General features: G+C 67.5%; 17 protein-coding genes and 1 tRNA gene. 6 read left to right on the top strand and 12 right to left on the bottom strand.

The window, feature by feature from the left end; translation table 11 throughout:
• Nucleotides 1-7: 7 nt before the first annotated feature.
• Nucleotides 8-289, top strand: coding sequence for an ETC complex I subunit (locus B7L05_RS12940; protein ID WP_085810748.1), 282 nt, complete (start codon nt 8-10; stop codon nt 287-289).
• A 31-nt stretch (nt 290-320) separates the two neighbouring features.
• Here the strand turns inward: B7L05_RS12940 and B7L05_RS12945 are convergent, their stop codons facing one another.
• From B7L05_RS12945 to thpR, 8 genes are all read right to left on the bottom strand, one after another.
• Nucleotides 321-1226 carry a hemolysin family protein gene (locus B7L05_RS12945; RefSeq protein WP_085810685.1) on the bottom strand — a complete coding sequence of 302 codons (906 nt, stop codon included), beginning with the start codon at nt 1224-1226 and terminating at the stop codon, nt 321-323.
• Nucleotides 1227-1736 carry an rRNA maturation RNase YbeY gene (gene ybeY, locus B7L05_RS12950; protein WP_085810686.1) on the bottom strand — a complete coding sequence of 170 codons (510 nt, stop codon included), beginning with the start codon at nt 1734-1736 and terminating at the stop codon, nt 1227-1229. It lies immediately after the preceding gene.
• A gap of 51 nt (nt 1737-1787) precedes the next feature.
• The gene (locus B7L05_RS12955) at nt 1788-2789 is read right to left on the bottom strand and encodes a PhoH family protein (RefSeq protein ID WP_085810687.1); all 1002 of its coding nucleotides are present in this window, start codon (nt 2787-2789) and stop codon (nt 1788-1790) included.
• Between the two features lie 133 nt (nt 2790-2922).
• Entirely contained in the window at nt 2923-5049 is a 2127-nt protein-coding gene (locus B7L05_RS17815; protein WP_085810688.1) for a M10 family metallopeptidase C-terminal domain-containing protein, read from the bottom strand.
• Nucleotides 5050-5274: 225 nt separating this feature from the next.
• Nucleotides 5275-6600, bottom strand: a complete 1326-nt coding sequence (miaB, locus tag B7L05_RS12965; protein ID WP_085810689.1) for a tRNA (N6-isopentenyl adenosine(37)-C2)-methylthiotransferase MiaB — start codon at nt 6598-6600, stop codon at nt 5275-5277.
• 79 nt (nt 6601-6679) lie between these two features.
• Nucleotides 6680-7405, bottom strand: a complete 726-nt coding sequence (locus tag B7L05_RS12970) for a 1-acyl-sn-glycerol-3-phosphate acyltransferase (protein ID WP_085810690.1) — start codon at nt 7403-7405, stop codon at nt 6680-6682.
• A gap of 19 nt (nt 7406-7424) precedes the next feature.
• Entirely contained in the window at nt 7425-8984 is a 1560-nt protein-coding gene (locus tag B7L05_RS12975; protein WP_085810691.1) for an MFS transporter, read from the bottom strand.
• 42 nt (nt 8985-9026) lie between these two features.
• Nucleotides 9027-9569: an RNA 2',3'-cyclic phosphodiesterase gene (gene thpR / locus B7L05_RS12980; protein WP_085810692.1), complete on the bottom strand. Its 543-nt coding sequence runs from the start codon at nt 9567-9569 to the stop codon at nt 9027-9029.
• Between the two features lie 128 nt (nt 9570-9697).
• Here thpR and B7L05_RS12985 point away from each other — a divergent pair, with 128 nt between their 5' ends.
• The 4 genes from B7L05_RS12985 (at nt 9698) to B7L05_RS13000 (ending at nt 12343) form a co-directional block, all read left to right on the top strand.
• Nucleotides 9698-10444 carry a Bax inhibitor-1/YccA family protein gene (locus B7L05_RS12985; protein WP_085810693.1) on the top strand — a complete coding sequence of 249 codons (747 nt, stop codon included), beginning with the start codon at nt 9698-9700 and terminating at the stop codon, nt 10442-10444.
• Nucleotides 10445-10545: 101 nt separating this feature from the next.
• On the top strand, nt 10546-11358 hold the full coding sequence (locus B7L05_RS12990) for a transglutaminase family protein (protein ID WP_085810694.1): 813 nt from the start codon (nt 10546-10548) through the stop codon (nt 11356-11358).
• A gap of 27 nt (nt 11359-11385) precedes the next feature.
• A complete protein-coding gene (locus tag B7L05_RS12995) occupies nt 11386-11604 on the top strand; it encodes a hypothetical protein (RefSeq protein WP_085810695.1) in 219 nt (72 codons plus the stop codon).
• Nucleotides 11605-11803: 199 nt separating this feature from the next.
• Entirely contained in the window at nt 11804-12343 is a 540-nt protein-coding gene (locus tag B7L05_RS13000) for a hypothetical protein (protein ID WP_375601262.1), read from the top strand.
• Between the two features lie 6 nt (nt 12344-12349).
• Here B7L05_RS13000 and B7L05_RS17720 read toward each other — a convergent pair whose 3' ends face one another.
• The 4 genes from B7L05_RS17720 to B7L05_RS13020 all read right to left on the bottom strand — a co-directional run bounded on the left by B7L05_RS17720 (nt 12350) and on the right by B7L05_RS13020 (nt 14327).
• Nucleotides 12350-12715 (bottom strand): barstar family protein, encoded by a 366-nt coding sequence (locus B7L05_RS17720; RefSeq protein ID WP_256926726.1) that lies wholly within the window; start codon nt 12713-12715, stop codon nt 12350-12352.
• The gene (locus tag B7L05_RS13010; RefSeq protein WP_085810697.1) at nt 12645-13397 is read right to left on the bottom strand and encodes an extensin family protein; all 753 of its coding nucleotides are present in this window, start codon (nt 13395-13397) and stop codon (nt 12645-12647) included. Before B7L05_RS13010 ends, B7L05_RS17720 begins: the two co-directional genes overlap by 71 nt.
• On the bottom strand, nt 13397-14155 hold the full coding sequence (locus B7L05_RS13015) for an NUDIX domain-containing protein (protein WP_085810698.1): 759 nt from the start codon (nt 14153-14155) through the stop codon (nt 13397-13399). The genes B7L05_RS13010 and B7L05_RS13015 overlap by 1 nt, the downstream gene beginning before the upstream one ends.
• 96 nt (nt 14156-14251) lie before the next feature.
• A tRNA-Ala gene (locus B7L05_RS13020) sits at nt 14252-14327 on the bottom strand.
• A 245-nt stretch (nt 14328-14572) separates the two neighbouring features.
• Between B7L05_RS13020 and B7L05_RS13025 the strand changes: the two genes are divergently transcribed.
• Nucleotides 14573-15958: a DUF2171 domain-containing protein gene (locus B7L05_RS13025; RefSeq protein WP_085810699.1), complete on the top strand. Its 1386-nt coding sequence runs from the start codon at nt 14573-14575 to the stop codon at nt 15956-15958.
• The last annotated feature ends 19 nt before the right edge of the window (nt 15959-15977 follow it).

Below are 15977 nucleotides of genomic sequence, written 5' to 3' on the forward strand. Positions count from 1 at the left end.
CACCGCCATGCCACACGCCCGCATCTTCCAGCGCCCGAAGAACGCCACGCAATCGGGCAAGCACCGCACTGACGCCTGGCAGCTCGAGTTCGTGTCCGACGCGCCCAAGAACGCCGATCCGCTCACCGGCTGGGCCGGCGGCGCCGAGACGGACGAGCAGGTGCGTCTGCTGTTCCCGACGCGCGAGGCGGCGATCGCCTATGCCGATCGCGAGGGCGTCACCTACACCGTCACGCCATCGCCCGAGAAGACGCTCAAGCTGCAGGCCTACGCCGACAACTTCAAGTAACGCCGGCGCCGCGGCGTCGGCGCGCCGCGCTTTATTCCTCTTCCGACGCCGGCACCGGCGGGTGGAGCCGGACGCGGTTGACGCGGCGTTCGTCGGCGTCGATCACCTCGATTCGCCAGCCGCTGGCATGGTCGACGCATTCGCCGGCCTCGGGCACGCGCCCGGCGAGCACCGCGGTCAGCCCGCCGATCGTGTCAACGTCGCTGTCTTCTTCGTCGAAGCGCGCGTCAACCGTCTCGGCGATATCCTCCAGCTCGACGCGCGCGTCGGCCTCCCACGCGCCCCCGTCGAGCGGCACGAGCAGCGCAGCGGGGGCTTCGTCATGCTCGTCCTCGATCTCGCCGACGATCTCCTCGATCAGGTCCTCGATCGTCACCAGTCCCTCGGTGCCCGAATATTCATCGAGCACGACGGCGAGGTGGACGCGCGTCTGGCGCATGTCGGCGAGCAGGTCGAGCGCGCCGCGGCTCATCGGCACGAACAGCGGCTGGCGGATCAGCGTGGTGATGTCGGCTGGTCGCGCCGCGTCGGTAGCGAGGATCGCGAACACGTCCTTGATGTGGACCATGCCGACGATCGTATCGAGCCGCTCGCGATAGACGGGCAGGCGGCTGACGCCCGCCTCGGCGAAGACGTGGACGAGCTCCTCGAACGTCGTCTGCTCCTCGATCGCGATGATGTCGGCGCGCGGCACGCCGACGTCGCCAGCGTCGCGCTCGCTGAAATGGAGAAGGTTGCGCACCATCTGCCGCTCAAGCGGCGTCATGTCGCCCTTTGTCTCGGGACCGGGGTCTTCCTCGTGCCGGTCGATCGCCGCCTCGAGCACGTCGCGCAGCGTCGCTTCCTCGGTATCGCCGAAGATCAGGGTACGCAGGCCGCGCCAGATGCTGCCGTCATTGGGTGCGCCGTTGCCGGCGCTACTTCGGTCTTCGGACACTTAGTCCTCTCGTATGGCGTAGGGGTCAGCAATGCCGAGCGTCGCGAGCGCATCGCGCTCGATCGTCTCCATCGCATCCCCCTCGTCGTCGGTCAGATGATCATAGCCTAGCAAATGCAGCGTGCCGTGCACGATCAAATGCGTCAGGTGATCCTCGGGTGATAGGCCGCGCTCCGCCGCCTCCGCGGTGCACACACCGTGGGCCAGCACGATGTCGCCCAGCAGCACCTCGCCGTCATCCGAATTCTGGCTGACGGTGTCGATCAGATCGGGCTGCACCATCGGAAAGGACAGGACGTTGGTCGGCTTGTCCTTGCCGCGATACTGGCGGTTGAGCGCGTGCACCTCGTCGTCGGAGGTCAGACGGACGCTGATCTCGACCGCGGCGGGGGAGGTGAGCAGCGTGCCGTAGGGCGTCGCCGCGATCGCCGCGCGCGCGCCCGCGGCGGCCAGCGCCTCCCAGCCCGCGTCCGGCCAGGGCGCCTCGTGCGACAGAGCGATCTCGATCATCGCTGCCCCATAAGCACGATTAGCCCGTGTTTGTAATGCCGCATCATGCGCTCAGCCGTCGCGCCCTTCATACGCCTCGACGATCCGGCCGACAATCGGGTGGCGTACCACGTCGGCGGCGGTGAAGCGGCACAACGAGATGCCCTCGACGCCGTCGAGCCGCATCGTCGCATCGGCAAGCCCGCTCGCCGCGACCCCGCCGGGCAGGTCGGTCTGATTCGGATCGCCGCAGATCACCATGCGGCTGTTCTGGCCGAAGCGGGTGAGGAACATCTTCATCTGCGCCGGCGTCGTATTCTGCGCTTCGTCGAGGATCACGAACGCGTCGGCGAGCGTACGGCCGCGCATGAACGCGATTGGCGCGATCTCGATCTCCCCGCTCGCGATACGCCGCTCTACCTGCTCGGCGGGCAAGCAGTCGTACAGCGCGTCGTAGAGCGGGCGCAGATACGGGTCGACCTTCTCCTTCATGTCGCCCGGCAGGAAGCCGAGCCGCTCGCCGGCTTCGACCGCGGGGCGCGACAGGATCAGCCGCTGGACGCTGCCGGTGATGAGCTGCGCCACCGCCTGCGCGACGGCGAGATAGGTTTTGCCCGTCCCCGCCGGGCCGAGCGCGAAGATCATGTCGTGCGTGACGAGCTCGCGCATGTAATGCGCCTGCGCCGGCGTGCGCGGCACGATCGTTTTCTTGCGCGTGCGGATCATGATCGGCGGCGCACCGCCCGCGCGCTCGGCCGAGATGATGCCGTCGAGCGTCGGTTCCGCGGCCATCGCGATCGACGCGTCGACCAGGCCGGCGTCGACTTCCTCGCCGCGTACCGCGCGCTGGTACAGGTCGTTCAGCACGTCGCGCGCGATCGCCACCTGCTCGGCGGTGCCTTCCAGCCCGACGCGGTTGCCGCGCGCGGTGATGTAGACGCCCAACCGATTCTCGAGCGCGACGAGGTTGCGGTCATATTGCCCGAAAAGCGCGCTCAACATCTGCGGTCGCTCGAACGTCAATTCGGTTCGGCTTCGCTCGCCCGTCTGCGCGGGAATTGGCTTTCGGCTCATCTTGCTCCTTGGCGCCGGTTGAGCGCCGATCCTGACAGGTGCGATGACGCCGGGTAAGTCCTTTTCGTTCCCACAAAAGAAAAGGGCCCCGGAACGCTGATGCGCCCCGAGGCCCCGATCTTCACGTCACGGTTTACGCCAGGACGACGTGCTGCAGGTCGAGCGGCTGAACATGCGTCAGCGGTGCGTAGGCGAGCAGCGGTGCCGCGTCCGACAGATCGTCGCCACCGCCAACGAAGGCGCCGGCCGAAACCGATCCCATCGCCTGGCGGACGCTGTCGATCCCGCCGAGCAGCGCTGACGATTCTGCCGATGCCGGGCTGGTCGGCGCGATGAAGCCCAGCTCTTCCAGCGTGGGCGCCGCTTCATAGACGCGGCCCGCGGCGAACGCGTCGGTCACCGTCGGCAGGTTGGACGTCGGTGCGCCGTTGTAGCGGTAGTAATACAGCCCGTTCTCCTCGCCCGCGAGCCGCAGCCCCGCGCTGAGATCGAGACCACCCTGGAGCACGACGCGCGACGTCGTCGCACTGTCGATCACCAGCACGCCGTTCGCAGCAACGGTGATCACGCCGTCACGGTTCGGATCGGCAAGCGCCTTGTCGGTGACGATGAAGTCGTCGCGGCCGAAATCGGTGATCGTATCGACGCCGCTGGTGCCGTTGGCGACCTTGAACACGAACGTGTCGACGCCGCCGCTGCCGGTCAGGCGATCGTTGCCCGCGCCGCCTTCGAAGGTGTTGTCGTTGCCGTTACCCGTCAGGCGATCGTTGAACTTCGAGCCGATCAGATTCTCGATGTTGGTCAGGCGATCGCCCAGCGCGCCGCCGTTGCCCGCGCCCGTCAGGAGCGACACAACCGCGCCCTCCGTGGCGGTCTCGTAGCTCACGGTATCGATCCCCGCGCCGCCGTCGACGCGGTTCGCCACGCCGTTGACAATGATGAGATCGTTACCGCCGCCGCCGACGGCATTCTCGATCGTCGTCCCGTAAGCGATCGAGATGTTGTCGGTGAACAGGCCGTTGGTGAGACCCAGTTCCTCGCGAAGGCCGACGTAGAAGTCGTAGGTCGCCTGCGAACGCGGCGCGAAGCCAAGCTCGGCGCGCTTGGCGTTGACTTCCTCGAGCGACGGGAACTCGATCACGCCACCACCCGACGAGAACGACCCTTCGTTGAGGTCGATGATCGATGGCGTGTCCCAGCCCGAGAAGTCGAGCGTGTCCTTGCCGCCGGCATCCCAGATCGTCACGATCGGACGCAGGTTCAGATCGAAATTGTACGCATCGTTGCGCGCGGTCGAATTGAACCCGTAGACGGTGTTACCCGTACGCGTCGTCGTGTCCGCGCCGTAGACCTGCTGGATCGCGGCGATGTCGTGAACCAGCGGGGTGGCGGCATAGGCGAAGTTGGTCAGCGTGAAATCGATGTGCTGCGCGCCCGTCTCATAAGCATCGAAATAGCTCATGATCGAATATTGACGCGAATCCTGCGCGAACTTCGCGTCGTTGGCGTAGGTGATCGGGTCCGGCACGCCGTCGCCGTCATTATCGTCGGTTGCGTTATAGTCGCCCGGATGGCTGAGGCCGATCGCGTGACCGATCTCGTGGATCATCGTCGTCACGGCGTAATAGCTGTTGGCGAGTGGGTTGAAGTTCGACGGAACGAAGCCGTCGATCCACACATCGCCGCCTAGCTTACCGGTCTGCGTGAAGTCGTACGCATCCTTGTAGCTGGCATCGTAGATGTTGCCGAACGGCAGATAGGCATAGGCCTGCGCACCGCCCGTCGCCGTGTTCCCGAAAGTGATGTCGGCGTCATACGACTTGGTTTCGCGGAACGAGATGTTGGTGACTTCGTCCCACAGCTTGATCGCGTCACGCGCCACGGCCTTCTGGCCGGCGTTGAACACCGAGAAGGTGTCGCGATTCACCTCGTCGAAGCTGATCGTGCCGGTGGCGTTGACATAGTAGCTGTTCTGCAGCTCGCCGAAATTCTTCCAGAAGCCGTAGTTGAGAACGCCGTCGTTCAGTTCGCCGTAGCTGTTCGTGTACCAGTTCTGGCCGGTGCGCACGAGATTGTCGGCGACTTGGTCGACCGTCCAGATCGGCTTGCCGTTGAGCGAGCCACCGGCATTGGGATCGACCGAGGCATAGGAAACGTAGCGGCCGTCGTCCCAGAAGGTGTTTTCAGGATGCGTGCCGCTGCCGCCGACACAGGCGGGGCACTGGCACATCGCGCCGGTTGGCGCGTCTACATTCGACATTCATTCCTCCCTGATCAACTGTTTGCGTTGCGCAAGCCCCATACTCTGCGTCTGCCCGGCCCGACCGGAATGGTCGAGCGGTGATGGTCGGACGTCAAGCGAGGCAGGTCTTGCGATTCCCGTGCGTGAACAATTCTTTTTCTTGTTATTTTCGCAGGTTTGGCCGGCCCAGCCAATTTGTCAATCGCTACAAAGGCCTTGCAGGAATTATTAGGTGGAAAGTTGTTACGCCGCTGTCGCGAATAGTGCGCGGCCGACCAGCGAATTGGGTCCGGCATCGGTCAGCTGCAATGTAACAATGTCACCCAGGGCGACGTCGTCTTCGACCAGCACCGATTGCAGCCACGGCGATTTGCCCAACATCTGCCCGGCATTCTTGCCGCGACGTTCGATCAGCACGGCGCAGGTCTTGCCGATGCTCGCGCGATTGAACGCGTGCTGGTCGCGGTTGAGCGCCGCCTGCAGCCGCTGGAGGCGCTCGTCCATCACTGCGGGCGCGATCTGGTCACCCATGTCGGCCGCCGGCGTGCCGGGGCGCGGGCTGTACTTGAAGCTGAACGCCTGCGCGTAGCCGACCGTATCGACCAAGCTCAGCGTTTCGGCGAAATCCGCCTCGCTCTCGCCGGGGAAGCCGACGATGAAGTCGCCCGACAACGCAATATCGGGGCGGACCACCCGGATGCGATCGAGCAGCCGCAGATACGAATCGCGGCTATGGCTGCGGTTCATCGCCTTCAGCACGCGGTCGCTGCCCGCCTGCACGGGCAAATGGAGGAACGGCATCAGGCTCTCGACATCGCCGTGCGCGTCGATCAGCCCCTGTTTCATGTCGTTGGGGTGGCTGGTCGTGTAGCGGATCCGCGCGAGCCCCGGGATACGGTCGAGCGCGCGGATCAGGTCGTGCAGCCCGCGCCCGTCGGCATCCTCCCACGCGTTGACGTTCTGCCCGAGCAGCGTGATCTCGCGCGCGCCGGCATCGACCAACGCCTTCGCCTCGTCGACGATCGCGGCGAACGGTCGGCTCACCTCGGCACCCCGCGTATAGGGCACGACGCAATAGGTGCAGAACTTGTCGCACCCCTCCTGCACCGTCAGGAACGCGGTCGGCCCCACGCGGCGACGTGCGGGGAGAGCGCCGAACTTCGAGGCGAGCGGCATGTCGGTATCGAGCGCCGGCGCGCCCGCGGCCGCGGCGGAAACGAGCGCGGGCAGATTGTGATACGCCTGCGGCCCGACGACGACGTCGACCTTGGCGCGGCGCACGATCTCCTCGCCCTCGGCTTGCGCGACGCAGCCGGCGACCGCGATCATCGGCGCGTCGAGCGCGCGGACGCGGCGGTCCTTGCGTAGCCGGCCGATGTCGGAGAACACCTTCTCGGTCGCCTTCTCGCGGATGTGGCAGGTGTTGAGCACGACGAGGTCGGCGTCGGCCGCGTCGACCGCGGTCATGCCCTGGCCGGCCATCAGCTCGGCCATCCGCTCGCCGTCGTAGACGTTCATCTGACAGCCGAAGGATTTGACGGCAAAGGTCTTTGGGGTCGGTTTCACCATCGCGCGGCTATAGCGGCGGCGCGGCCGTTTCGCCACCGCTTGCCCGCTCGCGGCGCTTAGCCCTTGCTGCCCGCGGCCCTTAGCTACCGCCGCCCGCCGCAGCGATCCGCGCGCGCGCCTCGGCTGCGATCGCCTTGCGGCCGGGCATGTCGCGCGGGTCGAACGGCTCGCAGAAGGTCAGCGTCGCGGTGAAGCCGCCGCGCCGGCGCAGCACGCGCGCGGCGTGCGCCTGCCCCGGCTCTTCGCCGACCCAGGCCAGCTCGCGCGTCGCCGCGCCGTAATCGATCCGTACCGGCTGGACGCGCACGCCCGGCGGCGGCGGATCGAGCACCGCGAGCAGCGCGGCCTTGAACGGCAGCAGCGTCGCGCCGTCGCCGGTCGTCCCTTCGGGAAAGACGGTGATCGCGCAATTCTCCGCTAGCGCGTCGCGCAGCAGGTCGATCTGCCCTGCCACCGCCATCCGATCCTCGCGGCGCACGAAGATCGTGCGGTTGAGCGTGCACAGCCAGCCGACCAGCGGCACCTCGCGAAGTTCCGCCTTGGCAACGAACGCGCTGCCGCTGCGCCCGGCGAGCAAGGGAATGTCCATCCAGCTCAGGTGATTGGAAACGAACACCACGTCGCGCGTCAGCGGGGTGCCGATCGTGCGCCGCCGCGCCCCCACGATCCAGCCGACGCCGGCAAGGAACAGCCGCGGCCACGGCGAGGGCAGGCGGAAGAGCCGCCACAGCGCGTGCAGCGGCAGCGCGGCTAGCAGCGCGGCGACCAGCATCGCTAGACGCAGCGCGATACGGAGTCCGCCCATCGTCGCGCCCGGTGTGGCGTCAGGCGAGATCGGGCTCGCCCGCTGCGCGTGCGCGCGCCTCGCGGCTCGACTCGGCGGCGGGAACGAGTTTGAACGCTGCGATCGCTGCCGCCAGCGTCACCGGCACCGTGACGAGCAGCGACAGCATGCCGGTCGACAGGCTGCCCGTCAGCGACGAGACGCGCCCTGCGAGATACGGCCCCATGGCGAGCCCGATCAGCGTCGTGCCGATGAAATAGGTCGCCGTCGCCGTGCCGCGCATCCGCGGCAGGACGAGATCCTGCGTCGTCGCCGCCGACGATCCCAGCCCCCAGCTCGCGGTGAACTGCGCGAGGAACAGGCAGACGTAGAGGACGATCGGCGTGTCGGTGGTGAAGGCGATCGCCATGAACGGCGCCGGGATCACCGCGCCGAGCGCGACCATGATCAGCCGTCCACCCGGATGCTTCCTGCGCAACCGATCGCCGAGGATGCCGCCGACGGTGACGCCGAGGAAGCCCGATACCGCGCCCTGGCCGCCGAGGATCAGCCCCGCCTCGGCCGGCGAGATGCCGAGATCGCGCATCGCATAAGGCGCTGCCCAGAAGCCCGCGGCGTAGCTGAGAAAGGCGTTGAGGCCATAAGCGACCACGGTGCACAGGAACGCCGGCGTGCCGACGATCAGCGCGAAGGTCGGCGGATCGCGAAAGCGCAGCGTGCTCGCCCAGGAGAAGACCGCGTAGACGCCGATGCCGACCGCGATCCACTGCGGCAGCGGCTCGCCGAAGCTGACCAGCAGCAGCACGATCCCGATGATCACGGCCGCGGCGATCACGTTGGTCACCAGCACGCGCGTGCCATGCCGCGCGGCGCCGATCAGCGTGAGCGGCGGGATGATCGTCACCAGTTCCTCGAAGAACGCCTTGAACGGCGTCGGATGCGGCTCCTGCGCCAGACCTTCGGAAAGCCCACGCACCGGCTCGCGCAGCGTCGCGATCCACAGCGCGATGACCAGGCCAGGAATGCCGACGGCGAGGAACGCCGCCTGCCAGCCGACCAGCCCGAACGGCCCGCCGCCGGGATAGGCGCGGTTCCAGTTCTGCACGATCAACCCGCCGATGAACAGCGAGATGCCGCCGCCGACGTAGAGCCCGGCGGAATAGATCGACAGCGCCGTCGCGCGCAGCTTCTTGGGGAAATAGTCGGAGATCAGTGAATAGGCCGACGGGCTCGCCGTCGCTTCGCCGATGCCGACGCCGATCCGCGCCGCGGCGAGCTGCCCACCGGTGCGCGACAGCCCCGACAGCGCGGTCATCGTCGACCACAAGGCAAGCCCTGCGCTGATCAGCCGCACGCGGTGCCAGCTGTCCGCCAGCCGGCCGAGCGGGATGCCGAACAGCGCGTAGAACACGCCGAACGCGGTGCCGTACAGGAAGCCCAGATCCTCGTCGCGCAGGTTCAGGTCGCGCTTGATGTCCTCCGCCAGGATCGAGATCACCTGCCGGTCGATGAAGTTCAGGATGTAGACCACGAACAGGATCGACAGCACGTACCAGGCATAGCCGGTGGCACGGTATTCACCGTCCGCGTCGGTCGTCATCCAAACCCCTCCCTAAAGCAACTGGCCCGGCGTAACAGAGCATCAGGCGAGGAGCCAGCGGGCGATTGGCGTGTAAGCGGCCCCCGCCTGTCCGAGATGGCTCTCGTAGAGCACGAGGTGCGGCAGCGCGAACGGAGCGGAGCGTAAACCGGCGTGCCGCGCGAGCCACGCCCCCACCGCCGCTTCCGCCCCAAGGCTGCGCGGCAACCGCGCTAGCGTGACGTGCGGCAGATACGCGCGCCGTTCGGGGGGCAGCCCTACGCGCACCATCGCCTGGTCGACCTTGCGGTGCAGCGCCGCGAGCGCATCGTGCGGCGCGAGCGCGGCCCACAGCGCCTCGGTCCGCCCGCGATGCTCGAACCGGCCGACGCCGGCGAGCGACACGGTGGGCGTCGGCGCATGGAGGCTCGCGAGCGCCGCGGCGATATCCTCCGCCACCGGGCGGTCGACTGCGCCGATGAAGCGCAGCGTCAGGTGCAGCTGCTCGTCGTCCTGCCAGCGCGCACCGGGCACGCCGTCCATCGCATCGGTCAGCGTCTCGCGGATCGCCGGGGGCGGGCGCAGCGCAACGAACAGACGGTGCATCCCCGCGCTCCTTTCCCGCCCTCATGTGACGAACTGTTGCCACCCGCCCGCCAGCTTGAACTTTAGGCCCGCGCACGCGATATTCCGGACAGGTCCGGCCCCTTGCCGGACGAAGGAGCAAACTGACAATGGCCAACTGGTCCGACCCCCGTCCGACCGCGAGCGCGTTCGGCGCGAGCGTACCGGGCACGCGTGGATCGACATATGATGCGGGCCTCCGCAAGTACATGCTGTCGGTCTATAACTACATGGCTTCGGGTGTGCTGCTCACCGGCATCGTCGCGATGCTGTTTTCCAGCGGCGGCCGCGAGAGCATGGCGGCGCAGGTCTTCATGCAGCCGGGCATCCTGAAGTACATCATCATGTTCTCGCCGTTGGCGTTCGTGATGGTACTCAGCTTCGGCATCAATCGCCTGTCGACCGGCACCGCGCAGCTGCTTTTCTGGGCGTTCGCGGGCATCATGGGCCTGTCGATGTCGACGATCTTCCTCGTCTACACCGGCGCCTCGATCGCGACGACGTTCTTCGCCACCGCGGTCGCCTTCCTGTCGCTCAGCATCTACGGCTATACGACGAAGCGTAACCTGCAGGCGTTCGGCACCTTCCTCATCATGGGTGTCGTCGGCATCCTCGTCGCCTCGCTGCTCAACATCTGGCTGAAGTCCTCGGCGCTGCAGATGGGCATCAGCGCGATCGGCGTGCTGCTCTTCGCCGGCCTCACCGCCTACGATACGCAGCGCATCAAGGAGATGTACGCCCACGTCGCGGGAACCGACATGATGGGCAAGGCCGTGATCATGGGCGCGCTGTCGCTCTATCTCGACTTCATCAACATGTTCCAGTTCCTGCTCTCGTTCCTCGGCCAGCGCGAATAGTCGGCGGTCGATCGCACGATCGAACCTAGCAACGAATACCGGGCCCGGCGGGGAGACTCGCCGGGCCTTCTCTTTGCCGCCAATCCGGAAAGCCGCCAGCGATGCGCATCGCGATCACCGCCCACCTCGATTACGGCTTTCCCGAGCCCGCCGACGTCCTGCTCCAGATCGAGGCGGCGGCGATGGCCGACCAGCGGCTCGAGGCGCAGGCGCTGACGATCTGGTCGGATAATCCGATCACCGCGATCCCCGGCGAGGAAGGCGTCGGTCAGCGCTGCTGGGCACGTGCCGACCGACGCCTGGTCGCGGATTACACCGCGATCGTGCGGGTCGAACGGCAGCCCATCGTGCTCCAATCGCTCGGTGCCACGCCGGTGCGCGCGCTGCCGTCCGCCACCGTCCGCTACCTGATGCCCAGCCGCTACTGCGAATCCGACCGGCTCGAGCATTTCGTGCGGCGCACCTTCGCCGGGCTGTCGGGCGGCGCGCTCGCCGCGGCGCTGGTCGATTGGGTGCGCGATGCGCTCGAATACAGCAATGCCGTCAGTGATGGGCGCACTACCGCGCTCACCACCTTCGCCGATCGCCGCGGCGTGTGCCGCGATTATGCGCATCTCCTGGTCGCGCTCGCCCGCGCCGCCGAGATCCCCGCGCGCTGTGTCGCGGCTTACGCCCCCGGCGTCGACCCGCCTGATTTCCACGCCGTCGCCGAACTGTGGCTCGACGGCGCGTGGCGGCTCGTCGACGCGACCGGCATGGCGTCCGCCGCCGATCTGGTGCGCGTCGCAGTGGGGCTCGACGCGACAGAGATCGCGTTCATGACGATCTTCGGCACCGCGACGCTGTGGCGGCAGACGGTCAAGGTCGAACGGCTCGGCGACGATGGGGAACACGGCTCGTCGCCGGATCGTTGAGCGGGCGTATCGATGGAGAGATGAGCAATGCCCGAACAACAGCCCCCGTCGCAGGACGCCGGTCGCGACAAGTCGATCGCGAAGCGTCTCGACAAGCATCCCGAAAGCAAGGACGCGCAGCTCGACGCCGGCCTCGATGAATCGATGGACGCATCGGATCCCCCCTCGAGCACGCAGCCCGGCCGGTCAGATCCCGCCCCATCGTCCGGCTATGACGCGGAGGCGGAGCGTCGGCGCGACGCCTGATTGTTGCGTTCGCGCCGCATCTGTCACGCTTTTATGACAATCTGGCTCGGTTCGTCGCATCGTATGTTGCGGTGCGACAAATCGCGTGTTCGTATCTGAACGCCGAACATCGCGGCGTTAAGGCGGCTGTTAACCATCTTGGCGCACGATGCGTCGGTCTGGAATTGTCCGGGGCGGGGTGGTCGATATGAGTGCCAAGATGAAGCCGGCCGATGGTGTGATGACGCTGGCCGAGATGAAGGAATTCGCAGGCTTTGCGGCCGCGACGCAGCGGTACATCCGCCGCAGCCTCGATATCGGGCTGGATCGCGAGGACGCGATGGCGCGCTGGTCGCGTGACGTGGTCGAAGCGGCAAGCATCCGCGCGCAGGCCCGCCACTATCAGCGACTGCCCGATATCCGCGCCACCGTGCCCGACGACAGCGGGCTTGACGCGATCGAGCCGTTTCTCGCGCCGCTCGTCACCGTCAGCGCGTTCGATCTGGGGCAGGGGCGGATCACCACATTCTCCGCCTATCGCTTCCTCTACGAGCGGCTGATCGGCGCGAGCGTGCGACCGTGGCTGCCCGGCGCCTTCTGCGCCGCCGCCGCGCTGCCGCATCTCCACCCGGAGCTGCGCCGCAAGCTGCTTCAGTCGATCAGCGAGGCGGCGGCGACCGCGTCGGGCTGGTCGTCGCGCCAGCCGGCGTTCTACCCCTATTGGGTCGAGAAGGTCGAGGCAGGCGCGCTGCCGCACTGAGACGGTTCAGGCGAGGCGGAATACGAACGTCTCGCCGGTCTCCGCCGCCGCGTCGTCGAACACCTCGCGCACCCGCGTCGCATAGGCGATCGCCGCCGGACCCGCTTTGGCGAGCCCATCGAGGATGATCTCGATCGGTGGCGCGACACGGGTCAACCGGGTGACCAGCGCGTCGAACAGCGCGTCGAGGTTCGGGCCGTGCGACGCCGGCATCCCGATTGCCGGCCGCAGCGCCGCCCACAGATCGTCCGCCGTCCGCCAATCCTGCGCGTCGAGCCGGATCGTCGTCAGCGGATCACCCTCACCGGCACGCGCGCCAGCCCATCGCGCCGCGATCCGCCTGGTCGAGGTGCAGATGGTCGCGGTGCGCAGCGTTGTAGTCGGGCGACAGAACCGTCGCGAAGACGCCGCACGCGCCGTCGCGCACGTCGCGCAGGAAGGCCGCGCGCTTGCCGTTCCCCCGCCAGTCACCGAGCACGCTGACCCGCGTTCCGTCCGCCAGGCGAAAACCCGCCACGTCGATCGCGTCGGCGGTGGCGTGTTGGCTGTAATCGCCGCTGCTGCGCCCGTACAACCGGCGGCAATTGTAGCTGCCGAGGTGATCGACCTGTGTCACCCGCATCCGGAAATGCCGCTCCGCCGCTGGTTGGACGACTTCCCACTGCCACAGCGCGAGCGCAGCGGCGACGGGGCAGGCGGTGCCGAGCCCTGCGGGCTGGAAGCGCGACAGGCGCGGATCGCCCGCGGCGAAGCGCACCCCGTCGCTATAACCGCAGCGCGCGCCGTCGCGCCGCTCGGCGAGCACCGTGTACCCCACGCCCGCGCGATCGAGCAGCGCCTGGCAGCGCGGAAAATCCTCACCCAGCGCCGCCAGCTTGCGCCCGGTGAACATCCCGATCGGCTGCGCAAGGTCGAGCGGCGCCCACGGCGTGTCCTGCGGATGGTTGCGGATCCAGCCATAGCCGATCAGCGCCAGCAGCGCGGCGATCGCCAGCGTCACCATCCAGCCGATCAGCCGCCGCGCACGCCGCGCGGCGCGATCACGGCGGCGCATCAGCCGCGCATCGCGTTGCCGATCGCCTCCGACGTCACCGGATAGCCCGCGTCATCGGGGATGCACAGGTGATCCTCGCCGTCGCGCTGCTCGGCGAACGGCGTGATCGTTTTGATCGGCGTCGCCCGCGCGTGCGCCACCGCCTCGTCGAAGCTGTCGAACTGCGCCAGCCGTTCGAGATTGCGCCGCGTCGGATAGATGATCGCGAGCTTGCCCGCGTCGGCATCGGCGAGCACCTGCCGCGCGGTCGACCACACGAGGCGTACGTTCTCCGTCTGGTCGACGCTCGCGCGCGGCGCGTCCTGCGGGAGTTCCGCGAGGTAGAAGCGCGTGTCGAAGATCCGCATGTTGGCGTGCGCGGGGCGCCACCGTGCCCAGGGCGTCAGCTGCTCGAGATCGAGCCGCGCGTCGCTCGCTGCCAGCGCCTCGGCCAGCGTCTGCCCGGCGTGGAGCGCGGCGCGCATCTCGATCAGCGCCGCGGCACTTGGCAGTTCGGCAAGCCCGATTGGCAGCCCCGCTTCCTCGATCGTCTCGCGCACCGCGGCGATCCGCGCGGCCTCCTCGTCGCCGCCGCCCATCGTCGCGGCGAGCACGTGGTCGCCCGGATCGATCCGCCCGCCGGGAAACACCATCGCGCCGCCTGCGAACACCATCGCCTTCGCGCGTTCGACCATCAGCAGTTCGGGCGGCCCGTCGCCCGCTTCGCGAAAGATGATCAGGGTCGCGGCGGGAATCGCGTCGGGCAGTTGGTCGCTCATACGATCGACTTAACGACGCCCGCGCGCAAAAGTCACGCCTTCAGCGCAGATCGCCGCAGTATAGGGCGCGTTCGTCACGAAGGGGGAAAGGGCGGGTGGTGGAGCTGAGGGGAATCGAACCCCTGACCTCTGCAGTGCGATTGCAGCGCTCTCCCATCTGAGCTACAGCCCCGCCCGCACCCGGCGCTGCCGGGTCGAGCCGCGGCCTTAGCGGCGTCGAACCGCGGTTGCAACGCCCTGCGTTCGAAATCCTCGTGCGCCTTCTCGGACCGCTTCCGGCGACCAAGCGACGGCGCCGTGCGACGACTAGCTGTTACGCGCGTGCAACGGCAGGAACATAAATCGAAATCAAGCCTTCATGCTGGACGGTGATCGGGCAGAAAGTCCGACGCCTCGCGCAGGTAAGGAGTTTGCGACATGGCATATGAAAAATATCCGCGCGGCGACTATTACGGTCGTCGCGACACGCAGGATTATGGCCGCGACGGTGGGTCGGGGCGCAATTCGGATTTTGCCAACGAGCGTAACTACGAAGCCGCCGGGGCTTCGGATCGCGACCGTAACTATTGGGGCGGCGATCAGGACTGGGATGACAACAGTCGCGGCCGCGACTTCGGCGATTATGGCCAGCAGGATTATGGCCGACGCGATCAGCAGAACGGCGGTCGCCAGAATTACGGTGGTCAGAACTATGGCGGCCCGAACTACGGTAGCCAAGGGTATGGCCAGAACCAGGGCGGTCAGAACTGGCGCGGCCAGGGTTCGCAGCGCGGTGGCGGCGATCGTGGCTGGACGCAGCGCGAGTACGGCGACCAGGGCTACGGCCAGCAAGGCTTCGGTGGTCAGCAGGGTTACGGCCAGCAGGGCCGCGGCGCGCGCGGGCAGGGCGACACGCGCGGCATGCGCGGCGGCCAGTATGGCGCGGGCCAGTACGGTGCCGGCCAGTCGGGCGCCGGTCAGTATGGTGGTGGTCAGCACGGCGGCGGCCAGTACGGTAATGACCGCTTCGGCGGCGGGCGCCAGGGTGGCGGCTACGGGCGCCAGCAGTCCGGCGGCAACCAGTACGGTCAGCAGCGCTATGGCGCCGACGGCGATCGTCAGCGTCAGGGCGGTGGCAATTCGCCGCAGGGCTATGATTACGACGACCGCGGCTTCTTCGCGCGCGCCGGGGACGAGGTCCGCTCGTGGTTCGGAGACGAGGATGCCGAGCGCCGCCGTGAGGCCGACATGCGCTACGACGAGCGCGCCTACAACGATCGCGACTCGGATTATGGCAATTGGCGCCGCAACCAGATCGACGCGCTCGACCGCGATTACGACGAATATCGCAGCCACAACCGCAGCAAGTTCGAGAACGAGTTCACCACGTGGCGCAGCAGCCGGCAGTCGCAGCGCGACATGCTCAACAAGGTCGATGAGCATATGGAAGTCGTCGGCTCGGACGGCAGCCACGTCGGCACGGTCGACAAGGTGCGCGGCGATCGCGTGATCCTGACCAAGAACGACAGCGACGCCGGCGGGCGCCACCATTCGTTCCCGTCGAGCTGGCTCGACAGCGTCGAGGACAACAAGGTCAAGCTGTCGAAGAGTGCCGATGAGGCGAAGAAGCAGTGGCGCGACGAGGAACGCAACCAGGCGATGTTCGGCGAGAACAACGCCGCGACCGCGACCAGCGGGGGAACGGCTGCCTCGACCGGCACGACGGCAGCCACGTCCACCAGCAGCGCGAGCGCCGGGACGACGACCGACGGCAAGGATGACGACGGCAAGATGCTCAACCGCAGCTTCCCCGGCACTTACTGATCGGCTGATCTTCGTCGGC

The organism is Sphingomonas sp. TZW2008, from assembly GCF_002117915.1.
Lineage (GTDB): Bacteria > Pseudomonadota > Alphaproteobacteria > Sphingomonadales > Sphingomonadaceae > Sphingomonas.

Excerpts from the sequence above, each read along its gene's own strand:
- B7L05_RS12940 (WP_085810748.1), top strand. The coding sequence starts at position 8 with ATGCCACACGCCCGCATCTTCCAGCGCCCGAAGAACGCCACGCAATCG.
- ybeY (WP_085810686.1), bottom strand. The coding sequence starts at position 1,736 with ATGATCGAGATCGCTCTGTCGCACGAGGCGCCCTGGCCGGACGCGGGC.
- B7L05_RS12955 (WP_085810687.1), bottom strand. The coding sequence starts at position 2,789 with ATGAGCCGAAAGCCAATTCCCGCGCAGACGGGCGAGCGAAGCCGAACC.
- B7L05_RS17815 (WP_085810688.1), bottom strand. The coding sequence starts at position 5,049 with ATGTCGAATGTAGACGCGCCAACCGGCGCGATGTGCCAGTGCCCCGCC.
- miaB (WP_085810689.1), bottom strand. The coding sequence starts at position 6,600 with ATGGTGAAACCGACCCCAAAGACCTTTGCCGTCAAATCCTTCGGCTGT.
- B7L05_RS12970 (WP_085810690.1), bottom strand. The coding sequence starts at position 7,405 with ATGGGCGGACTCCGTATCGCGCTGCGTCTAGCGATGCTGGTCGCCGCG.
- B7L05_RS12975 (WP_085810691.1), bottom strand. The coding sequence starts at position 8,984 with ATGACGACCGACGCGGACGGTGAATACCGTGCCACCGGCTATGCCTGG.
- thpR (WP_085810692.1), bottom strand. The coding sequence starts at position 9,569 with ATGCACCGTCTGTTCGTTGCGCTGCGCCCGCCCCCGGCGATCCGCGAG.
- B7L05_RS12985 (WP_085810693.1), top strand. The coding sequence starts at position 9,698 with ATGGCCAACTGGTCCGACCCCCGTCCGACCGCGAGCGCGTTCGGCGCG.
- B7L05_RS12990 (WP_085810694.1), top strand. The coding sequence starts at position 10,546 with ATGCGCATCGCGATCACCGCCCACCTCGATTACGGCTTTCCCGAGCCC.
- B7L05_RS12995 (WP_085810695.1), top strand. The coding sequence starts at position 11,386 with ATGCCCGAACAACAGCCCCCGTCGCAGGACGCCGGTCGCGACAAGTCG.
- B7L05_RS13000 (WP_375601262.1), top strand. The coding sequence starts at position 11,804 with ATGAAGCCGGCCGATGGTGTGATGACGCTGGCCGAGATGAAGGAATTC.
- B7L05_RS13010 (WP_085810697.1), bottom strand. The coding sequence starts at position 13,397 with ATGCGCCGCCGTGATCGCGCCGCGCGGCGTGCGCGGCGGCTGATCGGC.
- B7L05_RS13015 (WP_085810698.1), bottom strand. The coding sequence starts at position 14,155 with ATGAGCGACCAACTGCCCGACGCGATTCCCGCCGCGACCCTGATCATC.
- B7L05_RS13025 (WP_085810699.1), top strand. The coding sequence starts at position 14,573 with ATGGCATATGAAAAATATCCGCGCGGCGACTATTACGGTCGTCGCGAC.